The 17,117-nt window shown below is 38.7% G+C and carries 12 protein-coding genes, 1 tRNA gene and 2 rRNA genes; 1 reads left to right on the forward strand and 14 read right to left on the reverse strand.

The window, feature by feature from the left end; all coding sequences use genetic code 11:
* Positions 1-24: 24 nt before the first annotated feature.
* The 3 genes from QO263_RS02115 to QO263_RS02125 all read right to left on the reverse strand — a co-directional run bounded on the left by QO263_RS02115 (position 25) and on the right by QO263_RS02125 (position 4,998).
* Positions 25-2,965 (reverse strand): 23S ribosomal RNA (locus tag QO263_RS02115).
* Positions 2,966-3,172: 207 nt separating this feature from the next.
* A tRNA-Ala gene (locus QO263_RS02120) sits at positions 3,173-3,248 on the reverse strand.
* 142 nt (positions 3,249-3,390) lie between these two features.
* Positions 3,391-4,998 (reverse strand): 16S ribosomal RNA (locus tag QO263_RS02125).
* Together the 16S and 23S rRNA genes with 1 tRNA gene alongside form the textbook arrangement of a ribosomal RNA operon.
* 565 nt (positions 4,999-5,563) lie before the next feature.
* Between QO263_RS02125 and yyaC the strand changes: the two genes are divergently transcribed.
* Positions 5,564-6,133: a spore protease YyaC gene (gene yyaC, locus QO263_RS02130; protein WP_502928685.1), complete on the forward strand. Its 570-nt coding sequence runs from the start codon at positions 5,564-5,566 to the stop codon at positions 6,131-6,133.
* A 13-nt stretch (positions 6,134-6,146) separates the two neighbouring features.
* Here yyaC and QO263_RS02135 read toward each other — a convergent pair whose 3' ends face one another.
* From QO263_RS02135 to QO263_RS18950, 11 genes are all read right to left on the reverse strand, one after another.
* Positions 6,147-6,428, reverse strand: a complete 282-nt coding sequence (locus tag QO263_RS02135; RefSeq protein ID WP_285625918.1) for a YkuS family protein — start codon at positions 6,426-6,428, stop codon at positions 6,147-6,149.
* A 57-nt stretch (positions 6,429-6,485) separates the two neighbouring features.
* Positions 6,486-7,370 carry a diacylglycerol/lipid kinase family protein gene (locus tag QO263_RS02140; protein WP_285625919.1) on the reverse strand — a complete coding sequence of 295 codons (885 nt, stop codon included), beginning with the start codon at positions 7,368-7,370 and terminating at the stop codon, positions 6,486-6,488.
* A gap of 27 nt (positions 7,371-7,397) precedes the next feature.
* The gene (locus tag QO263_RS02145; protein ID WP_285625922.1) at positions 7,398-7,907 is read right to left on the reverse strand and encodes a DUF4446 family protein; all 510 of its coding nucleotides are present in this window, start codon (positions 7,905-7,907) and stop codon (positions 7,398-7,400) included.
* A gap of 270 nt (positions 7,908-8,177) precedes the next feature.
* On the reverse strand, positions 8,178-9,320 hold the full coding sequence (locus QO263_RS02150; protein ID WP_285625925.1) for an aminotransferase class V-fold PLP-dependent enzyme: 1,143 nt from the start codon (positions 9,318-9,320) through the stop codon (positions 8,178-8,180).
* 144 nt (positions 9,321-9,464) lie between these two features.
* Positions 9,465-10,271 carry a selenium-dependent molybdenum cofactor biosynthesis protein YqeB gene (gene yqeB / locus QO263_RS02155; protein ID WP_285625928.1) on the reverse strand — a complete coding sequence of 269 codons (807 nt, stop codon included), beginning with the start codon at positions 10,269-10,271 and terminating at the stop codon, positions 9,465-9,467.
* A complete protein-coding gene (gene mocA / locus QO263_RS02160; RefSeq protein WP_285625931.1) occupies positions 10,268-10,861 on the reverse strand; it encodes a molybdenum cofactor cytidylyltransferase in 594 nt (197 codons plus the stop codon). Before mocA ends, yqeB begins: the two co-directional genes overlap by 4 nt.
* A 14-nt stretch (positions 10,862-10,875) precedes the next feature.
* Positions 10,876-11,625, reverse strand: coding sequence for a selenium cofactor biosynthesis protein YqeC (gene yqeC / locus QO263_RS02165; RefSeq protein WP_285625934.1), 750 nt, complete (start codon positions 11,623-11,625; stop codon positions 10,876-10,878).
* 7 nt (positions 11,626-11,632) lie between these two features.
* Entirely contained in the window at positions 11,633-12,652 is a 1,020-nt protein-coding gene (locus QO263_RS02170; protein ID WP_285625937.1) for a molybdopterin-binding protein, read from the reverse strand.
* A gap of 389 nt (positions 12,653-13,041) precedes the next feature.
* Positions 13,042-14,772, reverse strand: a complete 1,731-nt coding sequence (gene ade / locus QO263_RS02175) for an adenine deaminase (RefSeq protein ID WP_285625940.1) — start codon at positions 14,770-14,772, stop codon at positions 13,042-13,044.
* Between the two features lie 86 nt (positions 14,773-14,858).
* Positions 14,859-15,842 (reverse strand): xanthine dehydrogenase family protein molybdopterin-binding subunit, encoded by a 984-nt coding sequence (locus QO263_RS18945; RefSeq protein ID WP_352169233.1) that lies wholly within the window; start codon positions 15,840-15,842, stop codon positions 14,859-14,861.
* Entirely contained in the window at positions 15,839-17,116 is a 1,278-nt protein-coding gene (locus QO263_RS18950; RefSeq protein WP_352169235.1) for a xanthine dehydrogenase family protein molybdopterin-binding subunit, read from the reverse strand. Before QO263_RS18950 ends, QO263_RS18945 begins: the two co-directional genes overlap by 4 nt.
* Position 17,117: the final 1 nt, after the last annotated feature.

Raw genomic sequence — 17,117 nt, forward strand, 5'->3', positions numbered from 1 at the left:
AAAAACTACACAGCGTCCATATTTCTGGTCAAGCCCTCGACCTATTAGTATCGTTTAGCTTAAAGCATTGCTGCTCTTACACCTACGACCTATCAACCAGTTAGTCTTTCTGGGGTCTTACTCTGTTTACCAGATGGGAAATCTTTTCTTAAGGGGGGCTTCGCGCTTAGATGCCTTCAGCGCTTATCCCTACCAGACTTGGCTACTCAGCCATGCCCTTGGCAGGACAACTGATACACTAGTGGTCTGTCCATTCCGGTCCTCTCGTACTAGGAACAGCTCCTTTCAAATTTCCTACGCCCACGACAGATAGGGACCGAACTGTCTCACGACGTTCTGAACCCAGCTCGCGTGCCTCTTTAATGGGCGAACAGCCCAACCCTTGGAACCTGCTACAGCTCCAGGATGAGACGAGCCGACATCGAGGTGCCAAACCTCCCCGTCGATGTGGACTCTTGGGGGAGATAAGCCTGTTATCCCCGGGGTAGCTTTTATCCGTTGAGCGATGGCCCTTCCACTCGGCGCCACCGGATCACTAAGTCCAACTTTCGTTCCTGCTCGACTTGTAGGTCTCGCAGTCAAGCTCCCTTCTGCCTTTACACTCTTCGCACGATTTCCGACCGTGCTGAGGGAACCTTTGAGCGCCTCCGTTACTTTTTAGGAGGCGACCGCCCCAGTCAAACTGCCCAACTGACAGTGTCCCAAAACCAGTTTCATGGCCTATGGTTAGAACTTCAGTATCATAAGGGTGGTATCCCAACGACGACTCCACCAATGCTGGCGCACTGATTTCTCTGTCTCCCACCTATTCTGTACATAGGATACCAAAATCCAATGTCAGCTTGCAGTAAAGCTCCACGGGGTCTTTCCGTCTAGTCGCGGGTAACTCGCATCTTCACGAGTACTACAATTTCACCGGATCTCTTGTTGAGACAGTGCCCAGATCGTTACACCTTTCGTGCGGGTCGGAACTTACCCGACAAGGAATTTCGCTACCTTAGGACCGTTATAGTTACGGCCGCCGTTTACTGGGGCTTAAGTTCTTACCTTCGCTTGCGCTAAGCATTCCCCTTAACCTTCCAGCACCGGGCAGGTGTCAGCCCCTATACTTCATCTTTCGATTTAGCAGAGACCTGTGTTTTTGGTAAACAGTCGCCTGGGCCTATTCACTGCGGCCGAAGGAGGCTTATGTGGCTTGCACTTCACCTCCCTCGGCACCCCTTCTCCCGAAGTTACGGGGTTAATTTGCCGAGTTCCTTAACAAGAGTTCTTCCGCTCATCTTAGGATTCTCTCCTCGCCTACCTGTGTCGGTTTGCGGTACGGGTACCTTTAGGCTTGATAGAAGCTTTTCTTGGCAGTGTGGATTCAGTTAGTTCGCTACTTGTATTTCGCTCCCCATCACTTCTCAGGATATTGTATCTACGGATTTGCCTTTAGATACTCCCTACTTGCTTAGGCACACTCAACCAACGGTGTGCTTAACCTATCCTCCTGCGTCACTCCTTCTCTTTTAGCGCCTTCTGGTAGTACAGGAATTTCAACCTGTTGTCCATCGCCTACGCCTTTTGGCCTGGGCTTAGGTCCCGACTAACCCTGAGTGGACGAGCCTTCCTCAGGAAACCTTAGGCTTTCGATGGGTGAGATTCTCACTCACCTCTCGCTACTCATGCCAACATTCTCTCTTGTATACTGTCCACTACTCCTTTCGGTATAGCTTCTACCTGTATACAATGCTCCTCTACCGATACTTACGTATCCCACATCTTCGGTGACTAGTTTGAGCCCCGGTAATCTTCGGCGCAAGACCACTCGACCAGTGAGCTATTACGCACTCTTTGAATGTGTGGCTGCTTCTAAGCCAACATCCTGGTTGTCTGTGTAGTCTTACATCCTTTCCCACTTAACTTGTACTTTGGGACCTTAGATGGTGGTCTGGGCTGTTTCCCTTTTGACTATGAAACTTATCTCACATAGTCTGACTCCCAAGTATATGACTGTGGCATTCGGAGTTTGATAGGTTTTGGTAACGCATGCGCGCCCCTAGACCAGTCAGTGCTCTACCTCCACGTCACTTTCCTTGAGGCTAGCCCTAAAGCTATTTCGAGGAGAACCAGCTATATCCGGGTTCGATTGGAATTTCACCGCTACCCACAGGTCATCCGATAGCTTTTAAACGCTAAGCGGTTCGGTCCTCCATTGAGTTTTACCTCAACTTCAACCTGCCCATGGGTAGGTCACCCGGTTTCGGGTCTACGACATGCAACTTAATCGCCCTATTTAGACTCGGTTTCCCTACGGCTCCATACCTTAAGTACTTAACCTTGCTGCATATCGTAACTCGTTGGCCCGTTCTACAAAAAGTACGCGGTCGTTCATATATAGAACTTCCACTGCTTGTAAACATAGGGTTTCAGGTTCTTTTTCACTCCCCTCCCGGGGTTCTTTTCACCTTTCCCTCACGGTACTATTCTCTATCGGTCACTAGGTAGTATTTAGCCTTGGGGGGTGGGCCCCCCTGCTTCCCACAAGGTTTCTCGTGTCTCGTGGTACTCTGGATCTCAGCTGGTGGGTTATCTATTTCGTATACTGGACTTTCACCTTCTGTGGTGGGCCTTTCCAGACCTCTTCTACTATAGATTATCCCTACCGTTATGCTGGTCCGCAACCCCAGTAAAGTTACCTCTACTGGTTTGGGCTCTTCCCCGTTCGCTCGCCGCTACTTAGGGAATCGATGTTTCTTTCTCTTCCTCAGGGTACTTAGATGTTTCAGTTCCCCTGGTCTGCCTTCTATCTACCTATGGATTCAGTAGATGATTCCTAAGGTTCTCCTTAGGTGGGTTTCCCCATTCGGATATCTACGGATCTATGTCTACTTGCGACTCCCCGTAGCATTTCGGTGCTTATCCCGTCCTTCTTCGGCTCCTAGTGCCAAGGCATTCACCCTATGCTCTTAGTATCTTGACCAGTTAAAAATTGTAGTTTTATTTATCAATTCTCTATTGATTTTAAAACTTTCTTACGCTGTGTAGTTTTCAAGGTACAAGATTGACAACTAAGTCGTCAACTATTGAGAATTGAGAGTTGATAATTGAGAACTATTTATATTCTTTTAATTCTCTATTTTCCATTTTCAATTCTCAATTATCTTTAAACGCTAGTTTAAAGATATCGTGGTGGAGATGAGGAGATTCGAACTCCTGACCCCCTGCTTGCAAGGCAGGTGCTCTCCCAACTGAGCTACACCCCCATATTTTATTGAGTGTTGAGAGTTAAAAATGAGAATTGTTTAGATTCTCTTTTAGTTTCTCTTTCTCTTTATTAAGTTTTATCTATTTGAAAGACTTTGTTAGCCTCTCAAAACTGAACAGTGAAAAGGTACTTCTCCTTAGAAAGGAGGTGATCCAGCCGCACCTTCCGATACGGCTACCTTGTTACGACTTCACCCCAATCATCGATCCCACCTTCGACAGCTGCCTCCTTTAAGGTTAGCTCACTGGCTTCGGGTGTTACCGACTCTCATGGTGTGACGGGCGGTGTGTACAAGACCCGGGAACGCATTCACCGCGACGTGCTGATTCGCGATTACTAGCAACTCCGACTTCATGTAGGCGAGTTGCAGCCTACAATCCGAACTGGGATCGGCTTATTGGGATTTGCTTAACTTCACAGTCTTGCTTCCCGTTGTACCGACCATTGTAGCACGTGTGTAGCCCAGGACATAAGGGGCATGATGATTTGACGTCATCCCCACCTTCCTCCGGTTTGTCACCGGCAGTCCCTCTAGAGTTATCAGCTTTACCTGTTATCAACTAAAGGCAAGGGTTGCGCTCGTTGCGGGACTTAACCCAACATCTCACGACACGAGCTGACGACAACCATGCACCACCTGTCTCCTCTGTATCCGAAGATAAAGGATTATCTCTAATCCGATCAGAGGGATGTCAAGCCCTGGTAAGGTTCTTCGCGTTGCGTCGAATTAAACCACATGCTCCGCTGCTTGTGCGGGTCCCCGTCAATTCCTTTGAGTTTCAGTCTTGCGACCGTACTCCCCAGGCGGAGTGCTTAATGCGTTAGCTGCGGCACTGATGGATGTCTCCACCAACACCTAGCACTCATCGTTTACGGCGTGGACTACCAGGGTATCTAATCCTGTTCGCTACCCACGCTTTCGTGCATCAGCGTCAGTTGCAGTCCAGAGAGTCGCCTTCGCCACTGGTGTTCCTCCTAATATCTACGCATTTCACCGCTACACTAGGAATTCCACTCTCCTCTCCTGCACTCAAGCCCTTTAGTTTCAAATGCTAACTACGGTTAAGCCGTAGCCTTTCACATCTGACTTAAAAGGCCGCCTACGCACCCTTTACGCCCAGTAATTCCGGATAACGCTCGCCCCCTACGTATTACCGCGGCTGCTGGCACGTAGTTAGCCGGGGCTTCCTCCTAAGGTACCGTCCGTTTCTTCCCTTAGGACAGAGCTTTACGACCCGAAGGCCTTCTTCGCTCACGCGGCGTCGCTGCATCAGGGTTTCCCCCATTGTGCAATATTCCCCACTGCTGCCTCCCGTAGGAGTCTGGACCGTGTCTCAGTTCCAGTGTGGCCGTTCACCCTCTCAGGCCGGCTACTGATCGTCGCCTTGGTGAGCCGTTACCTCACCAACTAGCTAATCAGACGCGGGACCATCCCATACCGATAAATCTTTGACTCACGTATCATGCGATACTTGAGCTTCATGGGGTATTAATCCCGGTTTCCCGAGGCTATCCCCCTGTATAGGGCAGGTTTCCCACGCGTTACTCACCCGTCCGCCACTAACACAATATTCAACACTCAATACTCAATACTCAGTTCTATTTGCCTGAGATCCTTCGCTATCGCTCAGGATGACATAAAAGAATTTCGTCTGAATACTCAGTGTTGAATATCATGTTCGTTCGACTTGCATGTGTTAAGCACGCCGCCAGCGTTCATCCTGAGCCAGGATCAAACTCTCATATAAAAGCTTTTTGTTCTCCTGTCACTCGTTATGACGTTGACATGTATTTTTAAGCGTATCTCAAAATTTGAAATTTTGGATGTTTGCTTGTGACTTCTCACTGTTCAGTTTTCAAAGACCAACTATATATTTCGCCCGTTAGGGCTATTGTTATGAGTGTCCGTTAGGACCAACTTGTTTAGCAACTTTTATATCTTAACATTTCTCAATATCAGTTGTCAACATTTTTTTAAATTAATTTTTCTTTTGTTATTTCTTGTCGTATGGTGACGACTTTATAACTATAACAAATTACTTTATCGTTGTCAATAGTTTTTTTGTTTTATTTATTGCTATTAACTAGCCCCTAATTCGACACGTTAAATGCAACTCTCAAGATGCATTTAGTGACAGTGAATAATGTATCACATCAGGGCATAAACAGTCAATAGTATTTTTAACCACATAAATATGTCCTCTACTACATATTAATATTTATAACTATTCAACTTTTTCTCAATTTGCTGTATCAATAACCTTTGTTTGGGAAAACTCTATTTATAATGACTAGTTATGAGGGGGTAAATGCATGTCGGTAAATTCTGATTCTATTTTCGCCAAATCCATGCTTAGCGATATTATTTATAATCATTTAGTAAAATATTATGATGACACCTACGAGGACATCATAATTCTATGTATTGGAACCGACAGATCCACTGGAGATTGCTTAGGTCCATTGATAGGATATAAGCTTTCATATATTCCGAGAATATATACTAACGTTCACGTTTTAGGTACACTAGAAGCTCCTGTACATGCTAAAAATCTTGAAGAAAATATTCGTAACATATACTCCTCATATAAGAATCCCTTTGTCATAGCCATAGATGCATGTTTAGGTAAATTGGAGCGAGTAGGCCATATTAATGTAGCCAAAGGTTCTTTGAAACCAGGATCTGGTGTTAACAAGGATTTGCCAAAGGTAGGAGATATACATATAACTGGAGTAGTCAATATTGGAGGCTTTATGGAATATATGGTTTTACAAAACACTAGACTAAGTACAGTTATGAAAATGGCTGATATTATTTCCTCAGGATTTATCACCTCCTTTTGGAAGCTTTTTAAACAGAAAGAAAAACTGACAACTACTTAAAATTAAGTTGTTGTCAGTCAAATAAAGGACTATATATTTTCTTTTTAATTATATTATCTATTTCTTCTGTTGTTTTTCCCGTTGCATTAATTAAAACAGCACCCTTATTATTTGCTATGTCTATTCCGCTGTTCATATTAGCTAAATTGTTATGGTATTCTATGTCATATCCATCTGCCATATAAATTATGGCCTCCACATCATTATTATTGATGTCAACTATCTCGTACCCAAGATTATTTAAATTACTTTTTAAACTATATAATCCTTCCTGTACTACAATCCTTTTTTTCATAGAAAAACCCTCCAATGCACTATATATATATTTTTATCATTAAGGGTTTTTTTATTCTTATTTATTTGTATATAGCTCTATTTTTCTTTCATCTATTATAAAACTTACCTCTTTTTTTGCTGTAATTATCTCACCATCTATATTTAATAGTAGCTCTTTATCAAATTTTAGTTTCACTTTTTTAGATTTATAGATTTTTACTATATCAGTTAAGTTTACATGAGTTCCTTTAAAAACTAATGGAAATAGAGTAAGAAGTCTAAACTTATTTAGCTTTCTCACAATGACCACATGAAAATACCCATCATTTAATAAAGCCATTGGACATATTTTCATTCCACCACCATAGTATTTTCCATTTGCAATTGCAGCCAACATAGCATCCATCTCAATAGTCTCTTCATCAAGCTCTATTGTAAGCCTTTTAGGCTTATATACAACCAAAGTAGCAATTAAGCTTATTGTATAAGCTACACTGCCTTTTATAATTTTCTTAATATTTTCAGTTCGCTTTACTATTTCTGCATCTAAACCCATACTGGCAACATTTAAAAATAACCTGCCATTGATTTTACCAAAATCAATATGTTTTTTTGATCCGCCTAATAGAGAATATAAAGCTTCCTCAGGGTCTAATGGGATGTCTAAACTTCTAGCTAAATCATTTCCCGTTCCTCCTGGTATAATGCCCAATGTTCCATATCCTTTCTGGATAATTCCCATTGCAACTTCATTTATAGTTCCATCCCCACCTACAGCAACTATACTATCGAAGCCTTCCTCCAGACCTTCCATAGTCAAGCTTGTGGCTTCCTTTGGTTGGCTAGTCAGGACTATACTATAGCTTATATTGGTCTTGTCCATCTTTTCTCTAATAAGTGGTATTAGCTTTTTTGCTTTATCTGTCCCTGCTATAGGGTTTACTATGAATAATATCTTCAAGTTAATATCACCAAGCCTATTTGAAATTTATGAAGTCATGGATTGTTTCTTTGCTCTATCTAAAGCTTGCATTTCCTCTACTGACAATGGATAACTGGATTCTCCTTTTACTACTGGCTTTGCATAGGTTTTGCTTTCATTTCTTCCATATATGCTGGTTATGACAAATCCATTAAGCTTGTCGTCCAGTAATGCAATAGAGAAACTTAAATCACTTCCCATATCATTAAAAGCATTGTATCTTATAAAGCCAATTCTCTGTAAGCAAAACTGTAGCCTATCGTCAATATTCTCACAGCGTTTTTCAACTTCTATGATTTGTCCCTTTACATTTCTTATTTCATCAATATGTTCAAAAAGTATGCCTTCTAAAGAATGTGTCGTAGAGCCTTCTACTAAACGATCATATTTTTTTGTAATGCTGGAAATCCTCACTCTGCTTGTAATATATAACAATAATAACAGAATATTAAGCAGTGACATTACTATGACTATTTCTGTAATATAATCAGTAAAAATGTTAAATATAAGTTCCATAGTTTCTCCTTTCCATTTAACTTTACAGTCTATTGTACTTTAATTCTATTATAATATTAAAAGTCCTGCCACGAAATTAATTTTTGATTACAAAGAAATAAAAAATAAAGAAAATCCATAGGATTGATACAATATCAAAACCAGCATACAGACATACAAACTGTATCTAGCGCCTCAGGATTTTCTTACAAACTAACCAGATTTATTGAGTAAATCAAAGCATAAAACAAATTTGTGTTGCGAAACTGCGAATTGTACTCAATTCTTATTTCATATTTCCTTTGAAATAGTTTTTATTGCATTGATAGCAGCCTCTATATCATCAATTGTATTAAATGGACCAACACTAAATCTGATGCAGCCCTGCTCGTAGCAGTTCACAGTTTTGTGTGCAAGGGGAGCGCAGTGAAGTCCTGGTCTTACAGCAATATTAAAAACCTGATCTAGTATATAGCTTACTTCTGAAGAATCTTCTTCTCCTATATTAATAGAAATTACAGGCGCTTGCCTTTTCATATTACAAGATCCATAAATTTTAACCCTATCAATTTCTCTTAGTCCATCTATAAGAGTTTTGGCCAGTTTTATTTCATGATCCCTAATATTATCTATTCCCTTATCAAGAATATATTTTATTCCTGCGCCTAGTCCCACTATACCAGGCATATTAGGTGTACCGCTTTCAAATTTATCTGGATAGATATCAGGCTGTATTAAAGAATCGGATCTGCTTCCTGTCCCGCCCTCTTTCATCTGAACTATATCTATGCCTTCCCTTATATAAACTCCTCCCGTACCTTGGGGTCCTAACAAGCTCTTATGCCCGGGAAATGCCAATATATCAATATTCATATCTATTACATCTATATTATATACTCCTGCTGTCTGAGCCGCATCTACCATATATATTATATTATGTTTTTTCGCTATGCTTCCAATTTCTTTTATTGGGAATATAGTTCCTGTAACATTGGAAGCATGAGTAGTTACAATAAGCTTTGTATTACTTTTTATATTGGCTTCAATATCTTCAATATGAATGCTCCCAGCTTCATCACATTGTATTATGGTAGTCTCCACTCCAATGCTTTCTAGTGCTTTTAATGGTCTTAGAACTGAATTGTGTTCCATAGATGTGGTTATTACATGATCCTCTGGCTTTAATAGTCCTTTAATTGCAAGATTTAAGCCATCAGTTGCATTAGAAGTAAAAATAATTCTCATTGGATTTTCTATATTAAAGAAATTACCTAAAAGCTCTCTCGTTTCATAAATAGCCCTACCTGCCTTCAGAGCTAGCTTATGTCCAGATCTGCCAGGGTTTGCTCCATATTCTCTCATGGCTTCTATTATTGAATTATATACAATATCTGGTTTAGGAAAAGATGTTGCCGCATTATCAAGATATATCAAAGTTTACACCTCCAATATAATGATCCATAAATATAGTATATTATATGCATATACTATTACAATACTTATTGGTAAAAGAATTTTAGGTAAAAAATAATTTAGAACGGTAAAATCACCGTTCTTTGAAAATAGTTATAATGCTCTTTAGCATGTTTCTCTTTTCATTTTTAAATATAATATGGCTTCCAGAACTCCTCCACCCACTGCTCTTGCCTTCTCAGAAATAGAGTTGCAGTATTCTTGAATTCCTCTAGGATCCACATCTGCTATTTTAAGCCCTTCATGTACTTCTAGTTCCTCCATTATTAGTCCTCTCAGTACACCATCTATAGAAGCTTTTACAGGCACCTCATCTACGTAAGCTATGATATCGTCCTTTTTCACTATATCTCCTATTTTAGAAACGTGCCTGATGATTCCATCAGCTGGGGATTTTATTACCCTTTCCTTTCCAAATCCATTGATTATTCCTGGAATACCAGAGTTAGGCTCCGCAAATCCGTCAAATATTAAAGAGCCTAGGTAGTGACCCCTTTTAGTTTCAATTACAACATCTACATCTACTCCTGCCTCAAAGCCTGGCCCTAATGCTACAGTAATTGGCGCTAGGTTCTTGCTTGTACCTAAATTTTCTTTAGCTAATATTCCATCTACTAATACATCCGCTTTAATTTCATTTAAAATATTTAGATTTTCATCAATTATAACTGGAAGGTTCTTGTCTTCCCAGCATTTATAGATTTCTTCCTTATTATTTACCTTCACAGCCTTTACTCCCTCAACTACTGTAGAACCATCGAAAACAGCTTGAGCAAAGGACACGGTTCTTCTGATAACTGTAGGCTTCTCTATTTCTAGAATCAAAATTTTAAATCCACTTCTATGGAGTCTGTGTACTACTCCTGTTGCAATGTCTCCTCCACCTCTAATTACAATTATATCTTCCATCATTTCTCAATCTCCATCTCCATTTCAATTAATTGCTGATATTCATCCCAAGTATCCATATCTAATCCTACTCTATAATCTTCTATAGAAATATATTTCACCATATGAGGTGCTTTTTCAATTATTTTTCTTCCACCTTTATCTCCTTCTACCTCAAGAAGCTTATCCTTTAATTTAGAAGAAAATATTGTTGGACTGCCTTTTTCATTATTATACATAGGAACTAAAATTTCACTATTGTCATTATTAAAAGCATCTATCATCATATCTATCGTTCTTGAGTTTAATAAGGGCTGATCCCCAACAATAAACATAAATGCCTCAGTATTTAAATTAGATGATTTAATACCTAGCTTCATAGATTCACTTTGCCCTTTTTCAGGGCACGAATTGAAAACTGTCTTTATACCATATTTTATTGCTATATCTTTAATATGTTCTTTTTGATAAACTAATATAATTTCATCTAGCTTGGATTCCTTTGCTGCTTTTATTACCTTCTCTATTACCAGCTCTCCACCAAGGTTAAGAGTTAATTTATCCTTATTCATTCTTTTAGAAAATCCTGAAGCCATTATTATGCCAGTTATCATTTTAGCACCTTCTCCTAAACACTTTTAATTCTTTTGTTAGCCATACTCCCTGCCAATAAGCCATTTATTAAAAGGCCCTTATTCCTAATCATTTTTCCTATTAGGCTAGCTTGTCTCATTTGCATTTCATTATCTGCCTTATTAAATAGCAGATATTTTTTACTATCTGCAGAAGCCCCTTTAAAAAGCCCATCTTTCGCCATAACTAGCTTCACTATAATTTCTTCTATTATTACATCTCCTATACGACTATTTGTCACTTCACAAAATATCTCTGGTCTATGGACATTAGCTTCATCAATTACCTTCCCTAATGCCTCTATTCCTATAACACCTATGACTTTACTTGTATTACTTGGTATTACAGGCTCATGAGAGGCGGGAGCTTTTATAGGTCTTCCTTTAGAGCCATCAGCTTCAATAAGTATAAAATCAAATAAATCTTCATTATAAATGGTATCAAGAAAACCGCTATCTACTCCTAAAAGCTTATTTTGAGGTGATATGCATCTGCCTAAAACAGTAATTGTACCATTTTTCAAGCCATTCTCAATACTTTGTCCATCTTCTAGCACAACTAGATCATCATATAGTTCTGTGCTTGGATTGTATATTGCAGTTGTAGTGGTAACAAGAACTCTCATATCTAATTGCTTCAGTTCAGAAGCTAATTTAAAGATAGTAGTAGTCTTGCCACCACCACCTACTACAGATATCATCTCTCTTGTGCCTATATCAATATCAAAATATTTAATAATACTCATGATATACCTACTTCCCAAAGGGACATACTGGATAGTGGCATACTCTGCAATTTAAGCAAAGCCCTCCATGTCCTAGACTTGTTATATCTTTTCTCGAAAGAACTTCTCCTGCCATTATTCTAGGTAAAATCAAGTCTAACACTGTTGTTTTGTGATACATTCCACAGGCAGGAACTCCAAGTATAGGAGTGTCTCCCCTATATGCAATCATAAACATAGCTCCTGGCAATACTGGTGAACCGTATGTGATTACTCTGTCTGACATATTTCTAATAGATGTGGGAGTTACGTCATCTGCATCTACTGACATACCACCTGATGTAAGTATAATATCAGCACCCTGCTCTATGAATGAATTTATAGAGTCTTGTATCATTTCAGTATCGTCTGATGCATATTTAATGCCTAATGCTGTTCCCCCATAAAATCTCACTTTTTCCTCTAATACTGGACCAAACTTATCTGTTATCCTACCATGGTAAACCTCTGAGCCTGTAACTACTATGCCTGCCTTTAGAGACTTAAGCTCCTTCACAGAAACTATAGTTCCTAAATCATTGCAAATTTTCTCGATTCTTTCAATTTTATCTTTTTCAATAGCAAGAGGTATTATTCTTGTTCCTGCAACTGCTTGGTCTTTATCAACTACAGTATTATTATGCATAGTTGCAATGATGATTAACTCTATATCATTGACAGCTTCTAAGGCTTCTAGGTTTATTTTTAAAAGTCCCCTTTCCTTAGCTTTGATAGTTACTTTTCCTTCAGAAGGCTGGGTAGTATAAACTCCGACCCCAGATATGGCTGTTCCTATTCTAATGGCTGCATCATCCTCATGGATATCGTTTTCTGTAAGTTCCATTACATTTATGTGGTTTTTACCCATATCCTTTAATATTTCAATATCTTCTGGCTTTATAATATGTCCTTTCTTAAATGCTGCGCCTTTAAACTGTCCTGGCACTATTTTAGTAAGATCATGTGCTAATACCAGTCCAGCCGCTACTTCTACATTTACCTTTTTCATTATAATTCCTCCTAAGTTTATAAAGGGTTTATTTTAAATGCATTTTGAACAATTGTTTTATAGCTTATGTCAAATGTGAACAACGATGTGTATTTTGATACATAACGCTAATGAAGAATCAGATAGGGTTAGTTAATTAAGACCCTACCTAAACTAAGTTTTAATGATACATGAGTTTTATTTATATTAAAATCTTGAAAGCAAATTAATTGATAATCCTACTTGATATATTATATCATTTTCATCTATCATGGCAAGAATTTTAAATAATTGATTGGCTTAAACGCACAGCAATTGTTATGGACTAGCACAACAGATTGATTTAAGATTCATGTAAAGATCAGTGTTTTGTGAAAATAGGAATGAAACATCCATTCTCATTTTCATATTTACTCTTCTATTGATAAGTCAATAAAGTCAAATCTCGAAACATCAAATAGCCCTATATCTGTAACCTTAAGCTCTGGAATAACTGGCAAAGCTAAAAATGATAATGTCATAAATGGATCAATGTCTGTATTTACTCCAAGCTGTTCATATGCTATATTTAACATCTCTGCCAGCTTTTCATTTACTTTCTCCATTGATTCATCTGACATAATCCCAGCTATAGGCAGCCTTAAAGTTCTTTGAACATTTCCTTTTGAGACTATAGCAATGCCGCCTCCAACTCTAGCAACTTCATTTATTGCTAATAGCATATCTTCGTCATTATCCCCAATAGCAATCAGATTGTGAGAATCGTGAGCTATTGTTAATGCTATTGCTCCATTTTTCAGCCTAAAATCTTCAACAAGACCTAATCCAACATTTCCTGTAGCATTATGCCTTTCAATAACAGCAAGCTTTAATATGTCTAGATTCTTGTTATTCTTAAATTCCCTATTCTCTACATCAACTTTTCTAACTACCTTCTGAGTAACTAGACTATGGGGAAGTAGCCTTATAACATTTGCTATATCATTGTCTATTGAGATTTTTAGGTCATCCTTAATTACTGCCTTAATCCTTACTGTATCAGTGACATTTGAGCTGTCAAAATCTTTCACATCAAATAAGGGCTCTTTATTATCTCCAACTAGTTTTCCATCTTTATATACTTGCAGCACATTGAAATCCTTAAGGTCATCTACTATTATTAAATCTGCATTATACCCGGGAGCTATGGCTCCAATATTTTTTAGTCTATAACACTGAGCCGCATTTATGGTAGCCATCTGAATAGCAGAGATTGGGTCGATGCCATTTCTTATGGCAAGCCTTACATTGTTATCTATGTGTCCAGTTAATAATATATCCTCTGGATGCTTATCATCTGTACAGAATAAGCACCTTCTCATATTCTCTCTTTTTAATCCTCTAACTAATTCCTTAAGATTTCTAGCAGCAGATCCTTGCCTAATTAGAATATACATTCCTAATCTAAGTCTATTGAGCATTTCTTCTACTGTTGAACACTCATGTTCTGTCAATACTCCTGCCGCTACATAAGCATTTAATTCTTTATCCTTTATTTCAGGCCCATGACCATCTATTAGCTTGTTATGCTCTCTAGCTAGTCTAATTTTATCAACTATTTCTTCATCTCCACCAATAACTCCTGGATAATTCATAAGTTCCCCAAGACCCAATACTCTTTCATGATTAATTAATTCAGCTAGATCATCAGCCAATAGCTTTGCCCCAGATGTTTCAAAAGATGTGGCAGGTACACATGAAGGAAGCATGAAGTATGCATTTAATGGTAAGTCCTCACTTGCCTCAAGCATATACTTGATTCCTTCTATCCCTTTTACATTAGCTATCTCATGTGGGTCTGCAATTATTGTTGTAGTCCCTCTTGGTACCACGGCCCTAGCAAACTGCGTAGGAGATACCATGGAAGATTCTATATGAACATGACCATCAATAAGCCCAGGTGCCACAAACCTGCCTTCTAAATCTACCTCTGCTTCACCGGCATAATTACCTATACCGACTATCTTCCCTTGATGTATGGCTATATCTCCATCAACTATTTCATGAGAAAATACATTTACAATTCTAGCATTTTTAAGAACCAGCTCTGATTTTATTCTACCGTATGCTAAATCTATTTTTTGCTTGATTTCCGATCTCATCTCAAAACCTCCCATTCTCTTATCTAGTTTATCCCCATTTATAGAGTAGCGAAGAATTAATTCTTCGCTACAATAAATTCAATTCATTATTTATTTTCATTCAAAGCCTTAAGCAGTTTTTCAGGTGTAACTGGTATTTCGGTCATTCTAATACCTACCGCATTATATATGGCATTTAATATTGCTGGAGCAACGTATATCATTACAGGCTCCCCAATTCCCTTTGCTCCAAAGGGTCCAGTAGATTCTGGGTCCTCTACTATAATCTTATCTACCTCTGGCATATCCATGGCAGTAGGTATTAAATAGTTTGTAAACCTATTGTTCTTTATATGTCCTTTTACAACATTTAAATTTTCTAATATTGCATAGCCATAGCCCATTGCAAAGCCACCATCTATCTGTCCTTCTATCAATGTAGGATTTATGGCCTTACCAACGTCTTGAGCAACTGTAGCCTTTATTATTTCAACATATCCTGTTTCTGTATCTACTTCAACTTCTACTCCACATGCTCCAAAGGTATATGGCCAGTATGGTGAGCCCTGACCTGTTTCTTCATCCATTTTGGTAGAATGTGCTATAAAAGTAGCTTCTTTTCTTAATAATTCATCACCTATTTTTTCAGCTATTTCTGTAAAAGCTACTTTTTTGCTTGGGAAGGTTTTGATATATACACTTCCTTCCTTAATTACTAAGCCTGTATCGCTGTTTACTTCCAGCATTTCAACTGCGATTTTGATTATTTCATCTCTTAAAGCCTCCGCAGCTTTTTTTATTGCATTACCAGTATTATATGTTTGCCTGCTAGCCGCTGCTGTACCTGCATCTGGTGTAATGCTTGTGTCCTCACATATGAAAATTATATCTTCTACTTTTACACCTAAAACCTCTGCTGGTATTTGACTCATTATCGTCTTTGCACCTTGCCCAACTTCTGTAGCTCCAACGTATATGACTATCTTTCCATCTTTTTTTAGCTCAGCAACAGCAGTTGAAACGTCTGGAAAGCCATTGCCGTATCCCGTTCCATAAAACATAGTTGCAAATCCTATACCTCGTTTTTTCATTGGGCTACACCACCTTTGAATCTTTCTATAAAGTTCATATTCTTTTCCACTTCTTCTATACATCTATCTAGTGGAACACTTTCATCCAATAATTGTCCTGTAGCCGTTTCTGAACCTACTCTAAATATGTTTTTTAATCTAAATGTCACTGGATCAATGTTGAGCTTCTCTGCCAACATATCCATTTGCTGCTCATATGCAATTGGTACTTGAGCTGCACCAAAGCCTCTCATAGCTCCTGCAAATGGATTGTTAGTATATATAGAATAGCTATCAACCTTTACATTTGGTATTTCATAAGGACCAGTAGCATGAACTCCGGATTTTCTCATAACATTTATAGCCCAAGAAGCATAGGCACCTGTATCTCCTATTAGAGTTGCTTCCATAGCTAGCAGCTTTCCTTCCTTTGTAGCACCAGTTTTATATTTCATTTTTACAGAGTGTCTTTTGCTGTGAGCTTCAAATGACTCTTCTCTTGAATATATAGCTTTCACTGGCTTGCCAGTAATTTTTGCCGCCATTGCCAGATGTATCTGCATAGTAATATCTTCTCTTCCACCAAAAGCTCCACCCACAGCTGGATTGATTATTTTAATCCTTTCAGTTGGTATGCCTAAGGCTTCGGCTACTTCTATCTGATCAAAATGAGGATATTGTGTTGCAACTGCTACAACTACTGTACCATCCTCCTCCATATATGCAATTCCAGCTTCAGGCTGTAAAAATGCATGATCAACCATTGGCACAAAATACTCATTTTCCACTAAGACATGACATTCTTTAAAGGCTTCTTCAATGTTTCCTTTTCTAAGCTTATAGTGATATACTATGTTGCTGTTTCCTTCATGTATCTGCGGAGCAGTTTCCTTCATTGCTTCAGAAGGATCAAATAAAGCCTCTAACTCTTCATACTCAACCTTTATAGCTTTTAATGCTTCATCTCCTATCTTTTCTGATTCAGCTACCACAAAAGCCATTGGATCCCCGACTCTCCTCACTTTTTTATTGCAAAGAACTTCATGATCCTTAAACAGTACTCCATGGCTGTTGTGTCCTGGTACGTCCTCTGCAGTCAGTATTTTTACTACTCCATCTATCTTTAATGCTTCCGTAATGTCTAATTTAAAATATGCATGAGGTTTTGTAGATCTTAAAGTTTTGCCATAGAGCATTCCTTCCATGTATATGTCCTGAGGGTATATGGCTTTTCCTGTAACCTTAGAAAGTCCATCTACTCTAATTAAGCTTCTCCCTACTACATCTAGCTTCACT

Source organism: Proteiniborus sp. MB09-C3, assembly GCF_030263895.1.
Classification (GTDB): Bacteria; Bacillota; Clostridia; order Tissierellales; family Proteiniboraceae; genus Proteiniborus.

What these genes read in the sequence shown, in the direction of transcription:
- yyaC (WP_502928685.1), top strand. Translation starts at nt 5,564, where the DNA reads ATGTCGGTAAATTCTGATTCTATTTTCGCCAAATCCATGCTTAGCGAT.
- QO263_RS02135 (WP_285625918.1), bottom strand. Translation starts at nt 6,428, where the DNA reads ATGAAAAAAAGGATTGTAGTACAGGAAGGATTATATAGTTTAAAAAGT.
- QO263_RS02145 (WP_285625922.1), bottom strand. Translation starts at nt 7,907, where the DNA reads ATGGAACTTATATTTAACATTTTTACTGATTATATTACAGAAATAGTC.
- yqeB (WP_285625928.1), bottom strand. Translation starts at nt 10,271, where the DNA reads ATGATGGAAGATATAATTGTAATTAGAGGTGGAGGAGACATTGCAACA.
- mocA (WP_285625931.1), bottom strand. Translation starts at nt 10,861, where the DNA reads ATGATAACTGGCATAATAATGGCTTCAGGATTTTCTAAAAGAATGAAT.
- yqeC (WP_285625934.1), bottom strand. Translation starts at nt 11,625, where the DNA reads ATGAGTATTATTAAATATTTTGATATTGATATAGGCACAAGAGAGATG.
- QO263_RS02170 (WP_285625937.1), bottom strand. Translation starts at nt 12,652, where the DNA reads ATGAAAAAGGTAAATGTAGAAGTAGCGGCTGGACTGGTATTAGCACAT.
- ade (WP_285625940.1), bottom strand. Translation starts at nt 14,772, where the DNA reads ATGAGATCGGAAATCAAGCAAAAAATAGATTTAGCATACGGTAGAATA.
- QO263_RS18945 (WP_352169233.1), bottom strand. Translation starts at nt 15,842, where the DNA reads ATGAAAAAACGAGGTATAGGATTTGCAACTATGTTTTATGGAACGGGA.